General features: G+C 68.1%; 21 protein-coding genes and 2 pseudogenes. 13 read left to right on the top strand and 10 right to left on the bottom strand.

From position 1 onward, the window contains the following. Positions 1–7: 7 nt before the first annotated feature. Positions 8–2,287 (top strand): heavy metal translocating P-type ATPase, encoded by a 2,280-nt coding sequence (locus ABD323_RS03380; protein ID WP_425555845.1) that lies wholly within the window; start codon positions 8–10, stop codon positions 2,285–2,287. A gap of 116 nt (positions 2,288–2,403) precedes the next feature. Continuing rightward, positions 2,404–2,685, top strand: a complete 282-nt coding sequence (locus ABD323_RS03375) for a metal-sensitive transcriptional regulator (RefSeq protein ID WP_344438892.1) — start codon at positions 2,404–2,406, stop codon at positions 2,683–2,685. Between the two features lie 48 nt (positions 2,686–2,733). Here ABD323_RS03375 and ABD323_RS03370 read toward each other — a convergent pair whose 3' ends face one another. The 7 genes and pseudogenes from ABD323_RS03370 to ABD323_RS45890 all read right to left on the bottom strand — a co-directional run. After that, on the bottom strand, positions 2,734–3,300 hold the full coding sequence (locus ABD323_RS03370) for a recombinase zinc ribbon domain-containing protein (RefSeq protein WP_344438890.1): 567 nt from the start codon (positions 3,298–3,300) through the stop codon (positions 2,734–2,736). A 6-nt stretch (positions 3,301–3,306) separates the two neighbouring features. Further along, complete coding sequence (locus ABD323_RS03365) at positions 3,307–4,050, bottom strand: recombinase family protein (RefSeq protein WP_344438887.1); 744 nt, start codon at positions 4,048–4,050, stop codon at positions 3,307–3,309. Between the two features lie 77 nt (positions 4,051–4,127). Beyond that, the gene (locus tag ABD323_RS03360; protein WP_344438885.1) at positions 4,128–5,111 is read right to left on the bottom strand and encodes a C40 family peptidase; all 984 of its coding nucleotides are present in this window, start codon (positions 5,109–5,111) and stop codon (positions 4,128–4,130) included. Between the two features lie 187 nt (positions 5,112–5,298). Further along, a complete protein-coding gene (locus tag ABD323_RS03355; protein ID WP_344438883.1) occupies positions 5,299–6,084 on the bottom strand; it encodes a M56 family metallopeptidase in 786 nt (261 codons plus the stop codon). Positions 6,085–6,185: 101 nt separating this feature from the next. After that, positions 6,186–6,551, bottom strand: a complete 366-nt coding sequence (locus ABD323_RS03350) for a BlaI/MecI/CopY family transcriptional regulator (RefSeq protein ID WP_344439018.1) — start codon at positions 6,549–6,551, stop codon at positions 6,186–6,188. Positions 6,552–7,324: 773 nt separating this feature from the next. After that, positions 7,325–7,501 carry a recombinase family protein gene (locus ABD323_RS45895; RefSeq protein ID WP_425555844.1) on the bottom strand — a complete coding sequence of 59 codons (177 nt, stop codon included), beginning with the start codon at positions 7,499–7,501 and terminating at the stop codon, positions 7,325–7,327. Positions 7,502–7,537: 36 nt separating this feature from the next. Further along, a pseudogene (locus tag ABD323_RS45890) lies at positions 7,538–7,693 on the bottom strand (DUF255 domain-containing protein); the annotation flags it as partial. A 323-nt stretch (positions 7,694–8,016) separates the two neighbouring features. Between ABD323_RS45890 and ABD323_RS03340 the strand changes: the two are divergent. Both ABD323_RS03340 and ABD323_RS03335 read left to right on the top strand, forming a co-directional pair. After that, positions 8,017–9,564 (top strand): Na+/H+ antiporter, encoded by a 1,548-nt coding sequence (locus tag ABD323_RS03340; protein ID WP_344438881.1) that lies wholly within the window; start codon positions 8,017–8,019, stop codon positions 9,562–9,564. Positions 9,565–9,659: 95 nt separating this feature from the next. Continuing rightward, positions 9,660–10,286, top strand: coding sequence for a class I SAM-dependent methyltransferase (locus ABD323_RS03335; RefSeq protein WP_344438879.1), 627 nt, complete (start codon positions 9,660–9,662; stop codon positions 10,284–10,286). A 64-nt stretch (positions 10,287–10,350) separates the two neighbouring features. Here ABD323_RS03335 and ABD323_RS03330 read toward each other — a convergent pair whose 3' ends face one another. Continuing rightward, positions 10,351–10,863 carry a MarR family winged helix-turn-helix transcriptional regulator gene (locus tag ABD323_RS03330; RefSeq protein WP_344438877.1) on the bottom strand — a complete coding sequence of 171 codons (513 nt, stop codon included), beginning with the start codon at positions 10,861–10,863 and terminating at the stop codon, positions 10,351–10,353. A gap of 410 nt (positions 10,864–11,273) precedes the next feature. Here ABD323_RS03330 and ABD323_RS03325 point away from each other — a divergent pair, with 410 nt between their 5' ends. Beyond that, positions 11,274–12,890 carry a chloride channel protein gene (locus ABD323_RS03325; protein WP_344439016.1) on the top strand — a complete coding sequence of 539 codons (1,617 nt, stop codon included), beginning with the start codon at positions 11,274–11,276 and terminating at the stop codon, positions 12,888–12,890. Positions 12,891–13,117: 227 nt separating this feature from the next. Here the strand turns inward: ABD323_RS03325 and ABD323_RS45885 are convergent. Then, positions 13,118–13,273 (bottom strand): annotated as a pseudogene (locus ABD323_RS45885) (DUF255 domain-containing protein); the annotation flags it as partial. 67 nt (positions 13,274–13,340) lie between these two features. On the opposite strand from ABD323_RS45885, the gene ABD323_RS03320 reads away from it, so the two are divergent. The 4 genes from ABD323_RS03320 to ABD323_RS03305 all read left to right on the top strand — a co-directional run bounded on the left by ABD323_RS03320 (position 13,341) and on the right by ABD323_RS03305 (position 18,632). Continuing rightward, positions 13,341–14,987 carry a recombinase family protein gene (locus tag ABD323_RS03320; protein WP_344438875.1) on the top strand — a complete coding sequence of 549 codons (1,647 nt, stop codon included), beginning with the start codon at positions 13,341–13,343 and terminating at the stop codon, positions 14,985–14,987. Between the two features lie 826 nt (positions 14,988–15,813). Next, positions 15,814–16,368: a hypothetical protein gene (locus ABD323_RS03315; RefSeq protein WP_425555843.1), complete on the top strand. Its 555-nt coding sequence runs from the start codon at positions 15,814–15,816 to the stop codon at positions 16,366–16,368. Positions 16,369–16,508: 140 nt separating this feature from the next. Further along, on the top strand, positions 16,509–17,744 hold the full coding sequence (locus ABD323_RS03310; protein WP_344438871.1) for an MAB_1171c family putative transporter: 1,236 nt from the start codon (positions 16,509–16,511) through the stop codon (positions 17,742–17,744). Positions 17,745–18,005: 261 nt separating this feature from the next. Next, on the top strand, positions 18,006–18,632 hold the full coding sequence (locus ABD323_RS03305) for an HAD-IA family hydrolase (protein ID WP_344438869.1): 627 nt from the start codon (positions 18,006–18,008) through the stop codon (positions 18,630–18,632). A 219-nt stretch (positions 18,633–18,851) separates the two neighbouring features. Here ABD323_RS03305 and ABD323_RS03300 read toward each other — a convergent pair whose 3' ends face one another. Further along, positions 18,852–19,727: a helix-turn-helix domain-containing protein gene (locus ABD323_RS03300; RefSeq protein ID WP_344438867.1), complete on the bottom strand. Its 876-nt coding sequence runs from the start codon at positions 19,725–19,727 to the stop codon at positions 18,852–18,854. A gap of 522 nt (positions 19,728–20,249) precedes the next feature. Between ABD323_RS03300 and ABD323_RS03295 the strand changes: the two genes are divergently transcribed. From ABD323_RS03295 to ABD323_RS03280, 4 genes are all read left to right on the top strand, one after another. After that, positions 20,250–20,450 (top strand): hypothetical protein, encoded by a 201-nt coding sequence (locus ABD323_RS03295; protein WP_344438864.1) that lies wholly within the window; start codon positions 20,250–20,252, stop codon positions 20,448–20,450. A gap of 101 nt (positions 20,451–20,551) precedes the next feature. After that, positions 20,552–21,139, top strand: coding sequence for a WhiB family transcriptional regulator (locus tag ABD323_RS03290; protein WP_344438862.1), 588 nt, complete (start codon positions 20,552–20,554; stop codon positions 21,137–21,139). Between the two features lie 58 nt (positions 21,140–21,197). Further along, complete coding sequence (locus tag ABD323_RS03285; protein WP_344438860.1) at positions 21,198–21,560, top strand: hypothetical protein; 363 nt, start codon at positions 21,198–21,200, stop codon at positions 21,558–21,560. Further along, entirely contained in the window at positions 21,557–22,420 is an 864-nt protein-coding gene (locus ABD323_RS03280; RefSeq protein WP_344438858.1) for a cyclic nucleotide-binding domain-containing protein, read from the top strand. Before ABD323_RS03285 ends, ABD323_RS03280 begins: the two co-directional genes overlap by 4 nt.

Raw genomic sequence — 22,420 nt, 5'->3', positions numbered from 1 at the left:
CGGAGGCATGATGACCACCGCTCCACCCGTCACCGAAGTCGAACTCGCGATCGGCGGCATGACCTGCGCCTCCTGCGCGGCTCGGATCGAGAAGAAGCTCAACCGCATGGACGGCGTGGAGGCGACGGTCAACTACGCCACCGAGAAGGCCAAGGTCACCTTCCACGAGGGTGTCCAGGTCGAGGACCTGATCACCACGGTGGAGAACACCGGCTACACCGCGCAGGTCCCCGAGCCGGTTCGCCAGGAGCAGTCGGCCGACCCGGACGCGGCCGGCCGGGCCGGCGCAGTGGAGAGTGGGGGCGAGGGTCTGGCCGTACTGCGGCAGCGGCTGCTGATATCGGTGGCACTGGCGGTACCGGTCGTCCTGCTGGCCATGGTGCCCGCGCTGCAGTTTCGCAACTGGCAGTGGTTCTCCCTCACGCTGGCCGCCCCGGTGGTGGCCTACGGCGGGTGGCCGTTCCACAAGGCCGCCTGGACCAACCTGAAGCACGGCGCCGCGACCATGGACACCCTGGTCTCGCTGGGCACGTTGGCCGCGTTCGGCTGGTCGGTGTGGGCGCTGTTCTTCGGGGATGCGGGCATGCCGGGGATGAAGCACGGCTTCGACTTCACCACCGACCGGGCGAGCGCCTCCTCGACGCTTTACCTGGAGGCGGCGGCCGGGGTCACCGCGTTCATCCTGCTCGGCCGCTGGCTGGAGGTCCGTTCCAAGCGGCGGGCCGGCGCGGCCCTGCACGCCCTGCTGGACTTGGGCGCCAAGGACGTCGCGGTGCTGCGTGGCGGACGTGAGGTCCGCATCCCGGTCGCCGAGCTGGCTGTCGGGGACCGGTTCGTGGTCCGGCCCGGGGAGAAGATCGCCACCGACGGCGTGGTGGTCGTGGGCAACTCGGCCGTGGACGCCTCGATGCTGACAGGTGAGTCCGTGCCGGTCGAGGTCGGCCCGGGCGACAGCGTCACCGGCGCGACGCTCAACGCCGGCGGCCGCCTGGTGGTCGAGGCGAGCCGGGTCGGGGCGGACACCCAGCTGGCCCGGATGGCGAAGCTGGTCGAGGACGCCCAGAACGGCAAGGCCGCCGCCCAGCGCTTGGCCGACCGCATCTCCGCGGTCTTCGTCCCCGTCGTCATCCTGCTCGCGCTTGGCACCCTGGCGGGCTGGTTGCTCGCGGGCGGCAGCGCCACCGCGGCCTTCACCGCCGCCGTTGCTGTGCTGATCATCGCCTGCCCCTGCGCGCTGGGCCTGGCGACCCCGACCGCGCTGATGGTCGGAACCGGGCGCGGTGCCCAGCTGGGCATACTGATCAAGGGCCCCGAGGTGCTGGAGACCACCCGCAAGGTGGACACCATCGTGCTGGACAAGACCGGCACCGTCACCACCGGCACGATGGGACTGATCGCGGTGCACACCGCTGACGGTGTGTCGGAGGAGGAGGCGCTGCGTCTTGCCGGCGCGCTGGAGCATTCCTCCGAGCACCCGATCGCCCAGGCGATCGCCGCAGCTGCCCTGGAGCGGTTCGGCGAGCTGTCGGCGGTCGAGGGCTTCGAGAACATCCCGGGCCGTGGAGTGCAGGGCGTGGTGGACGGCCACGCGGTGCTGGCCGGCCGCGAGAGCCTGCTGGCCGACTGGGCACAGCCGCTGGACTCCGCCCTCGCCGAGGCCAAGGCCGCTGCCGAGGTCGCCGGCCACACGGCGATCGCGGTCGGCTGGGACGGCGCGGCCCGCGCGGTGCTGGCTGTCGCGGACACCGTCAAGCCCACCAGCGCCGAAGCGATCACCCGACTGCGCGCCCTGGGCCTGCGGCCGGTGCTGCTGACCGGCGACAACCTGGCTGTGGCCGAGAGCGTCGCCCGCGAGGTCGGCATCGCCCCCGAGGACGTGATCGCCGAGGTAATGCCCGAGGACAAGGTCGCCGTCATCAAGGCCCTGCAGGCCGAGGGCCGCAGCGTGGCGATGGTCGGCGACGGCGTCAACGACGCGGCCGCACTCGCCCAGGCCGACCTGGGCCTGGCCATGGGCACCGGTACGGACGCTGCGATCGAGGCGGCCGACCTGACCCTGGTGCGCGGCGACCTGCGGGTGGCGGCCGACGCGATCCGGCTCTCCCGCCGGACCCTGGGCACCATCAAGGGCAACCTGTTCTGGGCCTTCGGCTACAACGTCGCCGCGCTACCGCTGGCAGCCGCGGGCCTGCTCAACCCGATGATCGCCGGCGCCGCGATGGCCTTCTCCTCGGTCTTCGTCGTCAGTAACAGCCTGCGGCTGCGCGGCTTTAAGGCCGCCGCGTAGACGGGGAGAAGGAGCCGGGGCGCCCGTCCGACGTGAGTCGGCGGGCGCACCGGCGTCGCGTCGCACCGACCGGGCTGCTGCCTCGGCGATCCGAACGGCCAGAAGGGACAACAGAGATGGCAAGCTACAGCGGCCACAAGGACGACGTGTTGAAGCGCCTGCGCCGGATCGAGGGTCAGATCCGCGGATTGCAGCGGATGGTGGAGGAGGACACCTACTGCATCGACGTCCTCACCCAGGTCTCGGCAGCGACCAGCGCGCTGAAGTCCTTCTCGCTCGCCCTGCTCGACGAGCACCTCAACTGCTGCGTGACCGCCGCGATAGAACAGGGCGGCGACGGAGCCAAGGCCAAGGTCGAGGAGGCGTCGGCGGCCATCGCCCGCCTGGTCCGGTCCTGATCCGCCTGGTGCCGATTCCGCCATTCTTCCGCAGTGCCCGCTGACCCTTCAGCGCTGCTCGGCGGCGCCGTGGAAGGGGTGCGGCACCGCGTCGATGCGGGTGGGGTCGAAGACACTTCGAGCAGTCGACGAGGGGCCGATCCTGATGACGCGAAACAGCACGCTCAGTGCGGCGGCCTTGCGCTCGAGCGAGAGACGGCGCCAGGCGAACCGGGCCATGGGTCCTGTGACCACACCGTCCAACGCGTCGACCGGGCGCACCGCGATCGCCAACTGGGTCGCCCGGTCGCTCGGTCCATCACCGGGGAGAGCCGCGAATCCGGGAACAGCGACAGGAGCCACGGCCAGTCCGCCAGGGCCAATGGCCTCCAGGATCCGAATCGCCGCCTCCTCGACGAACGCCTCCAGCGATTGGGCCGCGATGTGCCGTGTGCACCGGCCCTGCACTGCACCGCTCTTGGACCCGCAGGCGTAGGTGCGGTAGTCGCCGATCACCTCGCCGACCATGTGATGGCCGCATGCCGTGCACTGCACCAGCCCGGTGAGCGGGTACGACTGGCGCGGCCGACTCGCGGCGGCGGCAGCCTGGGCCAGGGTCTGGCGCAGTTCCCGCACCTGCTCCTACTGGGCGATGCTCACGCACGGCTCCCAGGCGCCCATCAGGTAGCCGGTGCCGTCCTCGGTGCGCGCGACCTCGCCTCGGAAGACGCACAGCCCTGCGTAGCGCGGCGCGTCGAGAATCCGGGCGATACCGGAGGTGGACCACTTACCGCCACCGACGGTCGGCACACTGCGCCCGTTGAGGTCCAGAGCGATCGCGCGCAGCGACCATCCGTCGAGGAATCGGCGGTAGATCTCCCGGACGGTGGCGGCTTCCGCCTCGATGAGCCGGTACGTGGTCGCCTCGTAGCCGTAGGGGCGGCGCCCGCCGCCATGCGGTTTGCCGTCCGCCGCCGCCTTCGCGTGTGCTGAGCGTGCGGCGAGCGAGGCCGAGGACACCGATCGGCCGGCCCGGGCGATCTCTTCGCGGATCAGTTGCCGTTCGGCCGGGTCGTTGAGGTCCCGGCCGTCGCCGATCCCGTGCAGAAGGATGCCGAACTCGTCAGCGACGTCCAGCAGTTCGCAGAAGCTCCGACCCAAAACCCGCAGCCGGTCCGGCGCGTAGAGGAACAGGCGCCCGAACTCGGCCAAGCGTGCGGCATGCAGCATGGCCGTCCAGGCCGGCCTGCTCCGCTCTTCGAGCCAGGCCGCGGCCCTGTTGTCCACGTACACCTGGCGCGCGCCGATCCGTACACCGACCCCGTGCGCCAGCTCCCTGCAGGTCGACTCCTGGCGGTCGACAGCGGTCTGGTCGGCGGCCCGCACATGCGGGATCAGGCAGTAGATCGCACCGACGTCGCGGTACCGGCCCAGCTGACCTCGTCGCACTGCCCGAGCGGACGTCAGGGGCGTACGGCGCCCATGTAGGAACCGTCCATGGCGCTCATATCCAAGATCATCACATTTTCGCCCGTGCGCGGGGCGTGGATCATCTGGCCGTTGCCGATGTACATGCCGACGTGGTGGAGGTCTCCGAAGAAGAACACCAGGTCACCGGGCTGCAGGTCGGCCCGGGCCACGTGCTGGCCCGCGTTCCACTGGTCCTGGGAGACGCGGGGCAGCGAGACGCCGGCCGCGGCCCAGGCGGCGCCGGTCAGCCCCGAACAGTCGAACGAGTCAGGCCCGGTGGCACCCCACCTGTACGGCTTGCCGAGCTGGGCGTAGGCGAACCGCACCGCGTCGGCGGCGCGGCCGGTGGCCGGGCCGTTGTAGGTCGGCCGGTCCGCGGAGCGCGAAGCGCGGGTGGTGGCGGCGTCCTGGCCGTTGACCTTCGCCCGGTCGGCGGCGCTGAGCTTGTTGAGCAGCGCCTGCGCCTGCGCGAGCTTGTCCTGGATGTCCTTCTTCGAAGCTGCCAGCGCGGTGGTGCTGGTGTCGAGTTCGGCGAGGGTGGCGGCCGCCTCGGCACGGTCCTGGTCCATGCGGCGCTGCTCGGACTGCAGCTGCTTGAGCAGGCCAGTTGTGGTGTCGGTCACCTGGTTCTCGGCGGAGGCTTGCTGCAGGTAGGTGTCGGGGTTGGCACTGAGCATCAACTGGACAGAGGGGTCGATCCCGCCGTTGCGGTACTGAGCGGAGGCGACAGAGCCCAGCAGGGTCTGCAGCTGGTTCATCTTGTCCTGGCCGCTGGCGACCCGGTCCTGCATCTGGCTGGCACTGGCCTGGAGCTGCTCCCGCTTCGCCTTGAGAGCGTCGTACTTCTCGGTCGCGACCTCAGCGTCGTTGTTGAGCTTGTCGACCTGGTCCTTGACCGACGCCACCGTGGGTGTGGGCTCGGCGTGCGCACCGGTGGCCGAACTTAGGATCACCGTGCCGGCTGCGGCGGTGGTCATGACGGCGACGCGGACACGGCTCGGGGGGCTCGGCTTTCGGTGGCTTCCCATCGGGCAGCTAGCTCCTTCTGCGTGACGCGTCCCCCGCGGGCGCGGGCAGGCTCTGGCAGGCGCACTGTCGCCACCTCACTCTCTAGGTAACTTAGTAGATGGGGGGTGGGGGTACGCAACCACCCCCACCCGATCTTCACGGTCCACAGGCGAGCAGAACCGGCACCACCGGCAGCACCGCAAGCGCCGCCCACCAGGCGCCGCGGACGGCGAACGGCAGCGGGCCGGTGGGCTGGAGCAGGCGGTGTACCCGCTGCACCGCCGCCTGGGATCCGGCGGCCAGCGTGCCGCTCGGAGTCCCGCCGCCGGCCACGATGCACAGCGCCTCCGCCAGGACACGGGGTGTGCAATGACGCAGCGCCGCGTCGTCGGCAGCCATCTCGGCCAGGACCGGCACCTGCTGCGCCATCCGCCGTGCGAGCGGAAGCCAACTGAAAGCGCTGCCCAGTGCCTTCGCGGCGCCCACACACAGATGGTGCCGACCCGCCAGATGGGCCCGCTCATGGGCGACGACGGCTTCCCGGTGAGCGGGCGCGAGTCGCTGCAACGCCCCACGGGTGAGCACCACCTGGCCCCCGCAGCCCGGCACGCACCAGACAGCCGGGCGGTTGTCCTCCACCACGCACCAGTCGTTCTCGGCATCCTGGCGGCTCGCCACAGCGAGCACCGCGCGATGCCGGGCCCGGATCCGCGCAGCCCGGACCCAGCCTGCGCCGACGACGGAGGCCACCGCCATCACGGCGAGCGAGCCTAGAAGCAGCGCCTGGTCGTGCCCCGCTGCGCCCTCGGCCGGGGAGGCGGCCGATGCCCAGGCCAGCCAGCGACCGGGCCGCTCACGCAGATGGCCGGGCTCCGAGACGGCGTGGACCACCATCACCACCGCCGCAGCGAAGGAGAGGACCAGCGCGGCCCACGTCACCATCGCCGTACGCGGCGCCCGCACCGCCCAGGAGGAGCTGGCCAGCAGCCAGGGTGCGCCCCAGCCCGCGAGGGCCAGGTAGAGGGCAAGCAGTGGAAGGACCGTCACGCGTGCCTGCCGGTGTCCCGCTCCAGCAGCTCGCGCAGCACGCGGGCCTGGCCCTCGTCCATCCCTTCGACGAACAGCATCAGCGCCGCCTGCTGGTCCGAGCTCTCCGCCAGCACTTCGCGCATGAGCGACGCCGTGTACGCCTCGCGCGAGCACACCGGCTCATAGATCCACGCGCGTCCCGCTTTGTATCGCCGCAGCCACCCCTTCTGGAAGAGCACGTCGGCCACCGTGTTGACCGTGGTGTAGGCCACCGGACGGGTGAGATTGAGGTCGTCCACCACCTCCCGCACCGTGGCCGGCCGCCCCCAGTCCCACAACCGCTCCATGATCTCGGCTTCCAACTGACCGAACCCGCGCACCACCACGCTCCTTTCTGTCCGCCACCATAGGGCTGAGCCGTCTGCGGGCAACACCCAGGCGGCCGGTGCATTCACCAGGGCCACCGGCACACCCTCGTCCACCCGTCAGGCTCTCGCCTCCTGACGTAGTCTCAGCTTCCGAAGGCGCCCTGTCGGCCGCCTCACTGCGGAACCGGGTTCACTGGGGATCGCGCCGTCATCCCCTCGCTCATGGCCAGGCGGTCGAGCAGGCATGCAAGGCGGGGGCGCAGCGTCGGAGCCATCCCGGCATGAGGGGATCACGTCATTGCCGCGTCACTACGCTGACGATGCCCGGCGTGTCGAGGAATTGGTTGCCGCCAGCAGTGCACTCCCGGTTGGGCATGGGCTGGACCGTCGTAACCGCGGCCGTCAAGTTCGCCCTGGCGGCGGGCAAGGCCCGCACCGGCGCAGCGCTGGACACTCCGGTGCTCAAGACCGAGGGACGGGTCACGCTCATCGAAGGCCTCCTCGCGGCTGGTCCTCAACAACACGCTGGGCTGGTGGTGGGCCGATCCCGCAGCCGGCTATGTGCTGGGCTACTACGCCGCGCGCGGTCCGGCAGATCCTTTCCGGCGAACACTAACCCTCTCGCCGCGCCCGGCGGGGACGACGAAGGGCAGCCGGGCGGGGCTTCTACCAGCTGCACCTTCGGCGCTTCGCACCGGTCGGCTCCCGGTGCCGCGATCCGGAGTCAGTCGACGAGCGCCTGTCGTATGCGGCGCAAGGGGGTGAAGGTGTAGAGGTCGAGGATGTCAGGTGGTGGTGTCCAGGTTCTCGTGCGGCGAGGCGAAGCCGATCTCGCGCTTGCGCAGTTCACTGACCATGTTGATCAGGTCCTGGAGGGATCGGCAGTTCGGTCCTTGCCCATGACGCCGAACTGCACGAGACCGGCGATCCCCAATATTGGAGATGTCCGCGGGCTTATGCATACAGTGCTAGTCACTGCCACCAGTAAATTATTAAAAGCATAAGTGACAGGACGCATACCCCACCGACAACATGATGGGGACGTCCCGTCGCTTAGCTTCATTCATCGCCTCCTCTCCCCATGGCCACCAATCCACCGGATTGGAAGCGTGCTGGAGCAGGTACGGCGACGTCGCGTTCGCGAGTCGGTTCATACCGGCATCGTCGCACGATCCGGACCGTCCGACCCAGCTTCCGAGGGGCCCGGCGTAGTCGAGTCCGAACCGAGCCCGGTCTCCGACAACCCCGCTCGCCCGACGCGAAGGCGCGCCAGCGTTCGCGAGGCATGCCTTCGGGCTGTGAAGGCGGAGCGGCTGTTTGCAGCGTCGGTCCGGTCGGGCCGGCCGGTGGTCTGTCTGCGGCCGCTAGAATCCCGATAAAATTGCTTTTGGTGTGCCGGGAAGCCTGGTCGGCGTGGGGGATGGACTGCAGCGGTCAGCGGCAGCGACCCCGATCGTCGTGATGGGGTCTTTCGCAGATGCGCGCCGTGGGGATCGTCCTCTTCCTGGTGGTTCTGGCCACCGCCGTGGCCACCTTCGCCCGCCGCTGGCGTGTACCCGCGCCCTCGCTGCTGGTCCTGGCCGGCCTCGGTGTGGCGCTGATACCCGGGGTGCCCGCGCTGCACATCCCGCCGCAGACAATCGGCCTAGTGGTGCTGCCGCCGCTGCTGTACGCCTCCGCCGAGGAGCTGTCGCTCCGCGACCTGCGCACGGTGTGGAAGCCGGTGACGATCCTCGCCTTCGGCCTGGTCTTCGTTTCGGCGGCGGCGGTGGGCTTCGTGGCGGTCGCGGTCACGGGTCTGCCGCCCGCGATGGCCTTCGTGCTCGGCGCGATCCTGGCCTCCACCGACCCGGTGGCGGTCACCGCGCTCGGACGGCGCCTGGCCCTGCCGGGCCGGGTCCAGGTGCTGGTGCAGGCGGAGAGCCTGTTCAACGACGCGACCTCGCTGGTGCTGTTCAAGGTCGCCGTCGGCATCGCCGTGGCCACCGGCGCGGCGGTGAGCCTGCCCGCGGCGGGCGGTGAGTTCGTGCTGCTCGCCGGCGGTGGCAGCGTGATCGGCGCCGCCGTCGCCGGGCTGGTGTGGCTGGTCCGCCGCCGCACCACGGACCCGGTGCTGGAGACGGTGATCGCCCTGGTCACCCCGTACGCGGCCTACGTGGTGGCGGAGGGCGCGCACACCTCCGGCATCACCTCGGTCGTCGTCGCCGGCGTCCTGCTCGGCCGCACCGGCCACCGCCTCACCGACGCCCACATCCGCCTCCAGCTGCACGCCGTCTACGCGGTGGTGGTGTTCATCCTGGAGAGCGTCGTCTTCAGCATCGTCGGTCTGGAGCTGCCCGCGCTGGTGCGGGGTCTGCCTGCGGGCAGCGGCTGGTGGCCGTTGCAGGCCCTGGCCCTGGCCGTCGTGCTGATCGCCGTGCGGGTGCTGTCGACGCTGCCGCTGACCCGGGCGGTCAAGCCCTCCCGGGGCAGGCTGTCCTGGCGGGTGGCCGGGGTGGTGACCTGGGCGGGCACCCGGGGCGTGATGCCGTTGGCCGCGGCCCTGTCGATCCCGCTCGTGGCGGGCAACGGCACCGCGCTGGCGGGGCGCCCGCTGGTGCTGGTGCTGACCACGGCGGTGGTGGTGTTCACCCTGGTCGTCCAGGGGCTGAGTCTGGCGGCCGTGGTCAACCGCTCCGGGCTGGCCCTGGAGCCCGAGCACACCGCCCGTGAGGAGGCGGGCGCCCGCGACGCCCTCAACCGTGCCGCGCTGACCCACGTCGAAGACCTCGCCTCCCTGGAGGCCATGCCCGAGGCCGTCCTCGACCGGGTCCGGCGCGCGCTGAACGCCCGCCTCGACCACAGCGTCGACGGCCCGGACGGCAGCACGGTGGACGCCGCCTACCGGGAACTGCGCCACGAGGTGATCGCCGTCCAGAGCACCGAACTGCACCGCCTCTACGACGACCACCAGATCAGTGACGCCACCCGCCGAAGCCTGCAACACGACCTCGACCGTGAGGAAGCCGCACTCGGAGACCGTTGACGGCACGGAACCTACCGCCGCCCCGGGGCCCGAGCCGCTGCGCGGCCCAGACGGTGGCTCGGTGCCAGACTGGTTCATGAGGGCTGGAGGTTGCGATGGGGTTCTACGCCAAACAGGTCGTCCCGCGGATCATCAACGTGGCGTGCGGGATGAAGGAGGCCGAGCATCTGCGGCGCCGGGTCTGTGAGGGCCTGGAGGGCGATGTCCTGGAGATCGGGTTCGGCTCGGGCCTGAACGTCCTGTTCTATCCGGAGAGCGTCATGCGGGTTGACGCGGTGGAGCCCTCCGACGTGGGGTGGAAGCTGGCGGGAAAGCGTCTGGCGGCGACGCCCGTTCGCGTGGAGCGCAGCGGCCTGGATGGCCAGGTGCTGCCCTTCGCTGACGACAGTTTCGACGCCGCGCTGTCGACCTGGACGCTGTGCACCATCCCCGACGCCGAGGCTGCCCTGCACGAGGTGCGGCGCGTCCTCAAGCCCGGCGGGACACTGCACTTCATCGAACACGGCCTGGCCCCGGCCGAGGATGAGAGCGTGCGCCGCTGGCAGCAGCGCCTCGATCCGCTGGAGCAGCGCCTTTTCGACGGCTGCCATCTCAACCGGCCGATCGTCGACCTGCTGACCACCGCCGGCTTCGTCATCACCGACCTCGACGTCTTCTACGAGAAGGGCGCCCCGAAGCCCATGGGCGCCGACTCGCTCGGAATCGCCGTGTCGCCCGGCTGAACCTGAGCGCCCCCGGTAGCTGGAGCCGGCACCCCCGGATCGTCTCGGCGGGTGCCTGTCGGCCTCACCAGCCGAGCAGATCCAGGTGCTTGGCCGGTGCCGTCGGCTCATCGCCCGCGGTGGCGAACGCGCGCAGCGCGCTGACCAGACCTGAGCGCTGGTCCTGCGGCATCGCGGAGACGACCCTGGCGATCTCCGCGCGCCGCCGGTCGGTGGCGTCCACCACAGTGCGCACGCCTTCCTCGGTGAGATCGATGCGCACCTCGCGCCGGTCGCTCGCGCTCGCTTCGCGGGCGACCATGCCGGCGGCCACCAGGCGCTCGATCATCCGCAGCGCGGTGGAGGGGTTCACGGCCAGGTGCTCCGCGAGTCGGGACAAGCTCAGCGCGCCGCGCGTCTGAAGCACCACCAGCATCCTGAACTGAGGAAGCGTCAGCGACTCCTCCACCTCGCCCAGCGACCGCGCCGAGATCGCCACCAGGACGCGCGAGGCGGTCAGCACCGCCGTGACGAGATCCTCCTCGGCCCCGGGCAGGGACGGATCGGGGGCGGCAGGCGTGCGGGGGTCATCGGGCATGAGTCATTTCTACCCCTCCCGGGCGACCCGCCGCGCTCGCGGTTCGCACGCCTGCCGCAGCTCGGCGACCGGCGGCCCGCCCAACGACTCGTCGCCCCCACCGGGAGCGGCGACTGCGGGGATCGGCGGCGGGCACGGCCCTGGCCGCAGCGCTCCGTCGATCCGACCATCAGGTGGGACGGCATCTCGCAGAAAGAGACTATTGCACTGAGCAAAGACATTCCTTGCATACTGCAAGGGTGACTGGAGTCGAAGCCATACCCTCAAGCCGTCAGTCCCGCGACACCCCGCTCGTGCGGCGCGGAGTCGCCGCCCTCCCCACCGCTCTACGTGCCTCCAAGGGCGGCCTGCTCGTCCTGGCCCTGCTGGTCGGCGCCGGGGCCGGCCTGGGCGCTATCGCCTTCCGCTGGATGATCAAGACCTTTACCCTGCTGCTGTCCGGCCACGCCGACTACGCCGCCGCCGGGCACGCCGCCAACCCGCACGTCCCCTGGCTCGGACGCTGGTTCGTCCTGCTCACCCCGGTCGTCGCCGGACTCCTCTACGGGCCGCTGGTGCAGCGCTTCGCCAAGGAGGCCCGCGGGCACGGCGTGCCCGAGGTGATGTACGCCGTCGCCCGGCGCGGCGGGCGGATAGCCCCGCAGGTCGCCCTGGTGAAATCGCTGGCCTCGGCACTGTGCATCGGCGGCGGCGGTTCGGTGGGCCGCGAGGGCCCGATCGTCCAGATCGGATCCGCGCTCGGCTCCACCCTCGGACGCGTGGTCAGGGTGCCCGAGGACCGGATGAAGGTGCTGGTCGCCTGCGGCGCGGCCGGCGGCATCGCCGCCACCTTCAACGCACCCCTGGCCGGGGTGTTCTTCGCGATGGAACTGATCCTGCGCGACTTCACCGCCGAAGCCTTCGGCATGGTCGTCCTCTCCTCCGTCACCTCCTCGGTCATCGGCCGCGCCGCCTTCGGCGACACCCCCTTCCTCCAACTGCCCGCCCTCGGCGTCCACCACCTCTCCCAGTACCTGCTGTTCGCGCTGCTGGGCGTGATCGCCGGAGCGGTCGGCGTCGGCTTCACCCGCATCCTCTACTGGATCGAGGACGCCTGCGACTGGGCCTGGCGCGGCCCCGAATGGGCCCGCCCCGCCGTCGGCGGACTCCTCCTCGGCCTGCTCCTCCTGGTGCTGCCGCAGATGTACGGCGTCGGCTACCCCGTGCTGGAGAACGCCGTCAACGGCACGTACGTCATCGGCTTCCTGCTGCTCCTGCTAGTCGCCAAGATCGCCGCGACCAGCCTCACCATCGGCATCGGCGGCTCCGGCGGCGTCTTCGCCCCGTCCCTCTTCATGGGCGCCATGCTCGGCTCCGCCTTCGGCCTGACCGCCGGACACCTGTTCCCCGGCGCAGTCGGGCCCGTCGGCGCCTACGGCCTCATCGGCATGGGCGCCGTCTTCGCCGGCGCAGCCCGCGCACCCATCACCGCCGTCATCATCCTCTTCGAACTCACCGGCGAATACACGATCATCCTGCCCCTGATGACCGCCATCGTCCTGGCCACCGGCGTCAGCCGAGCACTGTCCCGCGACACCATCTACAGCCTCAAGCTCCGCCGCCGCGGCATCGACCTCGACGAGAAGCCGGCCGGCTCGCCCTTCGCCGGTCTGACCGTCGCCACAGCGATGGAACCCCTGCCCAAGACCCTGGACGAGAACCAACCGCTGTCCAAGGCCGCCGACATCCTCGCCGCCTCCCCGCACGGCGTCCTGCCCGTCCTCACCGCCGACGGAAGTTACCTCGGCATCGCCACCGCCCGCGCCGCTGCCGAGACCCTCGCCGACGGCACCCACGACACCACCACCATCGCCTACATCACCCACCGGCCGGGCCCGATCACCGCCGACACCAACCTGTCCGAGGCCCTCGACGCACTCGTCGCCACCGAAGGAGCCGGACTCCCCGTCCTCGACCCCGCCCGCACCCACCTGACCGGCTGGATCACCCACCAGTCCGTCCTGACCGCCCTCCACCGACGCCCGTAACAAGTAGCCCCCGACCCCGGCGCCCGACCGAAATTTCCCCCGGGTGGTCAGGAAAGAACGTCACAAGGCCCAGGCAGCAGCGGATTCTGGAGCGAGGCCGGGAACTGCAGCTCGGAGCGGCCTTCGAGAAGCCGGCTCCGGTCACACATGTGCTCCAACGTCGCGCGAGTGGGAAGTGGCTTCCGACTTCCTCGACGCCCGGCATTAGCACCAGTAAATTAGTAGAAGCATAAGTGACAGGACGCATACCCCACACTCAAGAGGATGGGTACGTCCCGTCGCTTCGCTTCATTGATCGCCTCCTCTCCCCATGGCCACCAATCCACCGGATTGGAGGCGTGCTGGAGCAGGTACGGCGACGTCGCGTTCGCGAGTCGGTTCATACCGTCATCGTCGCATGATCCAGACCGCCCGGCGCTGCTTTCGAGCGGCCACGCCAGGAGTAAGACTTTGAGCACAGCCCGTTACCAACACGCCAGAAGCAACATCCCCCCCGAGGAAGCCGGGCCGGACGATCTTGAGCTGCGCGGCAGGCCCGCCGGGCTCGCTCCGCCTGAGGAACTTGCCCGACTGCACCCGGACACGCCCTTCTTGATCGCGTACTCCCGCATCTCGGACGACTGGCGTCAGCACAACAAGAAGAAGGCAGCCACGTCTGCGTGGTCGGCTGGCAAAGGTGTCGCCAACCAGCACCGCCGCAACGACAGGAATGCGGCTCGCCACGGCGCCGTGATCGTCCACCGGTACACCGACAACGACCTGTCGGCCTCGAAGCGCGACGTCGTCCGGCCCGACTTCCAGGCGATCCTTCGGGACCTCCGCCGGGGGCAGACCCCGGACGGCTACCCGGTACACGGGATCATCTGCGTCGACCAGGACCGCGTGCAGCGCACGGACCGGGACTGGGAGGACTTCGTAGAGGCGCTCACACTCGACCCGAGCCGGCGCTTCTACACCCCGTCGGGTCCGATGGATCTCACCGAGGAAAGCGAGATCATCAAGACCGGCATCATGGCGGTGGTCAACAAGGCCGAGTCCATGAAGAAGAAGCGCCGAATCCGCGACTGGCACCAGGACCGGATTCTCGATGGTCTGCCCCACAGCGGCCCGAGGCCGTTCGGCTGGGAGGAAGACCGGGAGAATCTTCGGACGGCCGAGTCAGACTTTCTGGGATGGGCCATTGATGAACGCATCAAGGGCAAAGCGGTGCAGACCCTCTGTGACGAATCGAAGCGGCGAGGGTTGACGGGCACTCGTGGGAACGATCTCGTTCCGCAAACACTCACGCAGATGATGACCGCTCCACGCGTATGTGGATATCGCGCGAACTGCGGCGAACTCGCGCTGGATGACGACGGCGAGCCGATCGTGGGCATTTGGAAAACCGTGACCACACCGGAGAAGTGGCGTGCGGTGTGCGCCACCTTCGGCCCGGGGAGCACCTACCTCGCCCGGGGCTCGGGCACGCCAAGGATCACCGGCATTCCGAAGACCGTCAAGTACCTGGGCTCCACTCTTCTCCGCTGCCAGTATCGAATAGAGGAGGAGAAGGACGGGGCAATCACGACGCGAGTCTGCAACGCGGCCATGAGCGGGTCAAAGGCCACGAGGAGCAAGCGGAGCCCGTACGTCTACACCTGCGCGACGTGCTCGCGCAACGCGATCTCGGGCCCAATGGTCGACCAGCAGCTCCAGCGCCTGGTGCTGGCGAAACTGAAGAGGGCCGAGGCTACTTTCATTCCGGTCAAGGCTGCATGGCCTGACGAGAAGAAGCTCCAGCAGAAGGCGGACAAGCTCGCCGAGTTGGAACGGCAGTGGCAGGACGACGAAGTTCCCGACGCGATGTTCTACCGATTGGCACCTCCCTTGGAGAGGCAAATCAAGAAGTTGCGCAGCGAGCGAGCCAAGTTCGAGTTGGCAGCAGCGACGCAAAACGAGGCACCTGATGTAGTGGCCAAGAGGTGGGTCAACGGCGAGTATGACCTTTCGCAGAAGCGTCAGGTGTTGTTCGAGATCTTTGCCGCCGTCCAGGTTCTGCCTGGCCAGAAGGGGAACAAGATTCCGAACCCCAAGAGGATCATCCCCGTGTGGAAGTAGCGGTCCTGCCCCTGAACGAATTGGGCTCCACGGGCAAGCGGCGGTGACGGCACCCGAGAAGTGTCGTCACCGCCGCTTGTCCACAGGGGCGTTTTGAACGACGACGGAGGCCACCGCGGTTGCCTTGCCCGACGTGGTTGACCTCACCTCGCGGCCGGTCTCGCTCGTAGGTCACGCACCCTTACGGTCGACAGAAGACTAGGACCACGAGCACGAACGGGATAGAACGGTGCAGCACCACGGCGAGGCACCGCAGATGGCCACCTGCACTCGGTGCAGGAGCGTTATCGAGCGGACCCCGTACCCCTCCGGCGCCTGTTTCGGGTGGCCTTGCCACGCACGCGCCCGGCCGGAGGCAGCAGCCCGTCTCGAACTTTTCCTTCGGCCTGGTCTCGACGCCGTCCTGCCCGGCACCCAGCAGTCGGCGGAAACCGGCGAACAGGCCCAGCTTTCCAAGCCCCGCCGTCCTGCCAAGCTGAGCCGCCGCCGGCATTCTCCCGCCCGCATCCGTGGCGAAGCCGTCGCTGCCCCGTTGTCCCAGTTCGGGCACGCTGGCCGGGTGCAAGGCGACGACTAGAGGCGTTGAAGATCAATTACAACGCCACCGAGCAATTACGATCTTGAAATCGTCACGCTCAGTAGCGTGACCTTCGCAACACACCCGAACCGGACGTATCGCACTTCCTCCTTGTACGATAAACCGAGCACATGGCCGCCGATGGACCGGCCACCGCGCACCTCAAGCACAGGCTCCTAACTACTGGCACCTCGCTACGAGTATCGGGGTGGGGCTGGCGGTGAACACCAGCATTTCAATGGAGCGATTATGCGTTGGCGCAGAGACCCTTCACAGCGCGCGCTCGTGAAGGAATGCGAGAGGTTGCTCGCCGACCTCCCTACTCCCGCGCCTTTCAGCGTTGAGGCGCTGGTGCGAAATATGGAGGGAGCGCTGGGTCGCCAGATTCGGCTAGTGCCACTGGATGACCCCGATGGAGGGTTGGGCACGGCATGTGGCCTCCGGGTCAAGGCGCCGGAGTTCACGCTCATTCTCTATCGCCGCCGTTCAAGCAGAAATCAAACCGAGCACATTATCCTGCACGAGCTTGCACACGAATGGCTCGACCACGGGACAACCCTGACTGCTGCCGAGATCGAGCGATACGTCCCTGAACGCATCCGCCAGGAAGTCATCCGCCGCTTCCCATCCACCCTGGTCCAAGGGCGCGTGGACTTTGACAGCCCGGAGGAGAAGCAGGCCGAACTTTCGGCTTCACTGATCAAGCGATTGGCGCGCCGTCAGTCCATCGCGGGAGATGACATGGTCAGCCTCCTGGAGTCCTCGCTTGCCCATCCAGTCGCTCCGCCCCGGCGCAAACGCTAACCGCAGGCGGAAGGCGGCCATTGAGGCGCTTTCTCCGTTCCTATAACTTACTCCACAGTCCACCCAATCGCAATTAAGGCTGCGGTCAGCCGACCTTCGGGATCGGGAAAATTGCAGCCTGCTCAGAAGCTCCTGGTTACATGGACGACTACTTTAAATACCTGACCGCGGTAGTGATGACCGCAATCGCCGTATGGCGATTCCCCGCAGTTCGCTACGGCGACTCTCACCGCCGGGCGCTCTGGGGTGGCTATGCAGGATTCGGTGTAGCCCTGTGGCTCTATACACCGGCAGTAATGGACGCCATGCATCGAATCCCCGTGGTGGACCTGGACGCCCTGCTGAGGCACTTCGCCAGTACTGCGGCAACCATCGCGGCCCTGACCTACGTCGCTAGCAGCTACGGGAAGAGCACGGAGGCAGTTGTGCCCCGTCACGTAGCGGCGTCCCGCTGGATCGCCCGCGCATCCTATAAGGCAGGGGCTGTGGGCGTCATTCTGCTCACGGTTCTATTTTTCACCGTCGTGGAACGCAGGACGCAGAGCCAGGATTTCCTCATCGACCATGCTGGACAATGGGGAGTCGCGGTCTACATGACCGTCTTCTACTTCTTCCCGCTTGTCACGGCCACGGTTTGCGGGTACCAGTGGACGAGGGCAGCGCGACAGGCCGAGTGTACGAGTATGCGCATCGGGCTGGGCATGATGGCGTTTGCGATGTGGATGGGGCTGGTCCATTCAGTGGCCCGCCCCGCCCTCCTGTGGGTCGCGGTGGCCTTCCCTTTGAGCCCTTCCACAGTGCGGTTTTTCGTAGACGCCGAATCTATATGGATGGACCTGCTTTTCCTGATCGTCGCCGCAGGCGCGAGCATTCCCACCACCCGTGCGGCAGCGGCTCGGTGGAAGACGTGGCGCACCTTGAACAGGATCTATCCACTCTGGTTCGACCTGGCGGAGGCATTTCCAGGTACGAGCCTGTATCCGCCTGGGAAGCGTCTCACGGAACTTATGCACGTGCGCGTCCCCATCGACGTCCGCCTCGACCGGTGGACGCAGGACATTGCTGACGCTTGCGAGAAGCTGCGCTATTACGCTCCACAAGACCTGATATTTGCCGCAGAGGATGTCACTGCCTCACATTCCGATCCCGAGCCGGCCGCAGAGGCATACTGGATCAAGGCCGCGCTCAGAGCCGTTGACACCGCGCCAGCAAGTGTGGCCGCCTCTGCCCCCCTGCGCGAGAAGCCCTTCGTTGATACCGACAGTGAAGCGGCGTGGCTCGCACGCGTCAGCGCGGCCTATTCGGATATCACCGATGGTCAGGCACAGTTGCTTCTCGCATCCGCACCGAGAGTGGAGTTCGAGGCGGATCGGTAGCCATCGATGAGTTCGCAGGATCATTCCCGGCGCGGAGTCGCAGGATAGTGATCTTGAATAGCAGGCCGGAAGGTGAGATTTAGCACCATCCGCTGCATGAACTGGTTTGGTATCGTGGGTGTGCGGACTGATTGGTCTTGATCTGCCCACAGGTGCCCCCTGGCCTGCGACGCACAGCTACTGTCGTCACCATATGTAGCCGGGGACACGACGCTGTCCGGTCTGGATGGGCGTCCGAAATCTCAGTAATGGAGTTCCCGCATGTCCAACCGCACCGGCCTCATCCTCGATTTCGGCGGAGTGCTCACCACGCCGCTGCTGCCCGCGGTGCTCGCTTTTGAGCAGCGGGAGGGCCTTCCGCAGGGCGCGTGCCTCACGGCCCTGTACAAGGACGAGGAAGGTGTCCGGATCACCAGCGACCTTGAGCGCGGCGTGGTCTCCCAGACCGAATGGAACACCTTCGCCGGCCAGATGCTGGGCGTGTCCCCCGACGGCCTTATGGGCCGCATCTTTGGCGACCTTCGCCCCGAGCCGCGGCTGATCGACGCGGCTGCTGCGGCGAGGCGGGCCGGGATCAAGGTGGGCATCCTGTCCAACTCGGTGGGCCTCTCGCCCTGGGACCTGTACGACGGCTACGAGCTTGAGCGGCTGTACGACGTCGTGGTGATTTCCGAGCACCACCTGATGCGCAAGCCTGACCGGGAGCTCTTCGAGATCACGCTCAAGCTCATGGACCTGCCGGCCGAGGAGTGCATCTTCGTCGACGACACCGAGGCGTATGTCAAGGCAGCTGAGCAGCTTGGCCTCGCAGGGGTGCACAACGTGGACCCCGCGCGGACGGTGGCCACGCTCTCCGACCTGCTCGGCGTGGATCTCGCCGCGTCGTAGGCCGGCGCCTAGGGGTTCCGAGGTCAGGTACAGCGTGAAGGGACTGCGGCGTTGCCCCCACGGGGCAACGCCGCAGTCCCTTCACTGTTGTCGGCGGGGTTGTGGCACGGCTCATGCCGGCAGGTCCATGTGTGGTCGACGGTCCGCGTCAGACTCGGAAACCCGAGGAGCGGAACCGTCTCGCAGGTCGAGGCCCGCGAGGACCGATGGCCGGTGGCGTCAGTCCCCGTCCTGCGCCTCTGGCAGCTTGTGCTTCAGCTCTCCGACGAGATCGTTGATCTTGGCCATCATCTCGGCGGACAGGCCCTCGCTTTGGCCGCGCGCAGCCAGACCGAGAATCTGCCCTCGTTGGATCGAGCCGAGGAAGCGGATCGCCTCCAGGAACTCGCGCGCCGACTGGCTGACCTCGGCGTCATCCTGGAAGAGGGCAGCATCGACCTGGAGTGCCTCGGCCAGGCCGGCGCGCACTACCTCGGGGGCATCGGTTGTGGCGCCCGTACGTAGGGCGACGATGTCCTCGACGGTAACGACCGGTCCGCCCGCGTGATCATTTACGACCCGCGCGATCTCCTCGTCAGAGGGCACCTCCTGGCCCACGTACCCGTGCTCCAGGAGGTAGTTGATCTTCTCGCCGATCGTGCGGGGCGCCGACGCCTGCTGGTCAGGCGAGGCCCCTGAGCGAATCCCGAACGAGCAGTCCTGGGCGGCCAGCAAGACCGCTTCGGTCACCCGATATGCCTTTGCGAGCGGTGGCACATAGGCGTCGTTCAGCCGGCGCCGACCGGACTCCGCGTTGCTCACCGGCACGCGACTCGCGCCGATGATCGCAGCGGCCTGCGCCACGCTCAGACCGGCGTCGCATCGCAGGAGCTGGAGGTCCGGCGGCCCGTCGTGAGGGAACAGATCATCGAGCGGCTGACCGAGCGCGGCTGCAATCGCGGGGAGCTTCTCACCCTTGGGGTGGTCGTCGCCGTTCTCCCACCGTGCTACAGCGGCACTGCTGACGCCCACCTTGGCGCCCAACTCACCCTGGCTAAGGTCCATGCCCCGCCGGACAGAACGTACGCGCCTGCCGTCGAACTGACGTGGGGACACATGAACTCCAGCAAGGGGACGATCGGGCAGGTCGGGGCGGTGACAGGGCAACTGTAGTCAACCTTGATACATCCACGTAACTAGTGTACGTTTTTGTATCGCACCCGCTAGTCGGGTCCGCCTTCTCTATGGTGCCAGGCGTCCAGGAGCTACCAACTCCTGGACGCCGGGTCGGCACCCGAGGGGCACCGATTCACTACAACGCGGCGGCAGAACATCTTTGGCGAGTGGCCTGCTGCGCGCGTTTCTAGCAACCATGGAGTATCGCATGCTTGCCATGCCGAAGGGAACCCCTTCCCCAGTAGCTGGCCTCTGCCAGTGGCGGCTCGACCACGTCATCAGGCGCAGCAGCCTCCTCTCCGCCTCGTGTGGCAGCCAGGACGCACCGTCGGCCGAGCGTGAGCGCGGCCCCGAAGCGGCTACCCATCGCAGGGGGACGGCTGTGCACTGTACGTACACGTCACTCCTCTTGCTGGAGCCTGCACCGGCCGTGTTCGTCCGGCTCGAAGCGTGAGGGCGGCCGTGGCCGACGCAGACGACCTCGACGCGTCGATTGATGAGTGGGTGAGCGCACAGCTCGACGCCTCACCGGACTGGGACCACGAGAAGTGGGAGACGTTGGGGAAGATCCTCGACGTCGAGTTCTCTGTCCCTGGCGATTCGCGCATCTACAACTTCGCGAAGCCTGTTACCGAAGTCTCGGTCGACAGCAAAGCTGCCTAGCTTACGCCTCCACCCCTTGCCGAGAGTTTCAACGGCTCTCGATTCCTCTTCTCGCACCGGTCCGGATACGGCGCTGCGTGCAGCTAGCACCATGAGGCGAAATGAGAACCACAATATCCGACCTCTCCGAGGCGGCTTTGCGGGGCGATTGGGGCCCCCTTATCAGGGAATCCGAGAAGGCTCGGGGAAAGCACTGGGCCGAGGACGCCCGGTGTGCCGGGCGGGATACCAACATATTCTTCCCCCGCGGGGACGGTCCGCAGTCTGAGCCGGTGGAGACGGTGGAACGGCTGGGCGCTTCCCTGGCCGGGCCGCTGAATCTGTGCGCGGCCTGCCCGCTGACGACGGCTGCCCGATGCCTGATCGAGTCCCTGCGGGATGACGAGGAGTTCGGGATTCGCGGAGGTCTGATCGCCTCGGAGCGCTCGGCTCTGCGGTCCGGTTGGCAGCGGCGCGCGGACAAGGTGGCCGTTGCGCGGGCTCTGCGGGGCTCTACCGCAGCGTTGAGCAGGGCCGAGCGCAACGAGGTGATCGCCCGGTTCGCAACGGACCCCGCGATGGACGCCGCTGCCGTGGCGAGGGGTCTAGGGATCACCCACGAGTACCTACTGAAGCTCGCGCGGACCTACCGGCAGAAGCGCCGGACCGAACTGGCCGCGCTGTCGGCTCGACGCACCCACGCCGCCTGACGGCGGAGCAGAAACGATTCTTCCAGCAAGGAATCCCTTGCTTTCCGGGAGCCTCCCCATGCCTCAGAACGACCTTACAGCCTCGACGCGGAAAAGCCTCGGGGACGCAATCGGCGACATTGCGCGCACTGCGGTGCTCGTCCGGATCTTCCCGGAGCGACGGGCCGCCACGTACCTTTTCGAGTCGGATTTCAATCGCATGTCCCTCGACCGCGATGCGGAAGAACATGCGGCGCGGCTGATCCGCCAGACGCTCGGCGGCGTCGCGGACTGGCGGCTCGCCCACGACTTCTACCTCCCGACCGGTGAGCTCTATCTCACCCCGGAGCCACACCAGAACGGGTACATCCCGGAAGACGACCAGTCCTTCGGTCTCACACCGACGCGGCTCATAGCGATATTCGACGGGGAGTCCGAATGAGCGAAATAGCGACGGACCTGGTCTGGTCGGAGTCCAAGTCGTGCAGGGGTTCGCGGCTCGTCCTGCTCGCTCTCGCCCGAGAGGCGGACAATCAGGGCCGGGTGGCCCTGACCCTGGAGGAGATATCGCGACTGACCGGGCTCACGGTCCGCTCGATCACGACGTGCCTGAGTGACCTGGCATCGCTCGGGGAACTCAGCCGCGAACGCGGAGGTGGCGCGTCCAATCCCAGTAGCTACTCGATTCTCCTCGTCGGCCGGGCCGGCAGCGCTGAGGCGCAGGCCGGGCCGAAACTTCCCACTTCCGGCCCCGGTGTTCCGCAAACCGGCAAGAGCTTCCAAGAAGGAGCTTCCCGGAAATCCCCTGCGGCTCCCTCAAAGTGGAAGCCTCTTCGCGGAGAGCCAGAAGTTACTTCCTCGCGTGCGCGTGGTGGTAATACTCCCTACGGGAGTATTACCACCACCCAAAAGCAAGCTAGCTTTCCTGATTCAAACCTCCGGGAAGTTCCAGCCGGTCAGGATTCGGTCGAGGTCCCGGCGGGCTCCAAGGAGCTGGTGGCGGCGATGACCGGTGCCGGGATGGTCGTCGGCTGGCGGCTGACCGAAGCGGAGTGGGATCGGGTAACAGCCCTCGCGGCCCGTTGGGGGCGCGAACGGCTGGTCGAGATGGTCGCCCGGCGCTGGAACGCCGACCGCCCGCCGCTGTCCGCCCGCTACCTGCTCCGCATCTGGGCGGATCTCCCTGACCAGGCCCTGGTGCCGGCAGGACAGACCAACGTCGTCCCGCTGCGGCGGCAGCCCGGGACGTGGGTTCCGTTCCAGAACACCGCCCAGCCCAGCGCCTACCAGAACGGATTTTGA

The sequence above is a fragment of the Kitasatospora nipponensis genome (assembly GCF_039528135.1).
Classification (GTDB): domain Bacteria; phylum Actinomycetota; class Actinomycetes; order Streptomycetales; family Streptomycetaceae; genus Kitasatospora; species Kitasatospora nipponensis.
This window is presented reverse-complemented; position numbering and strand designations above follow the sequence as displayed.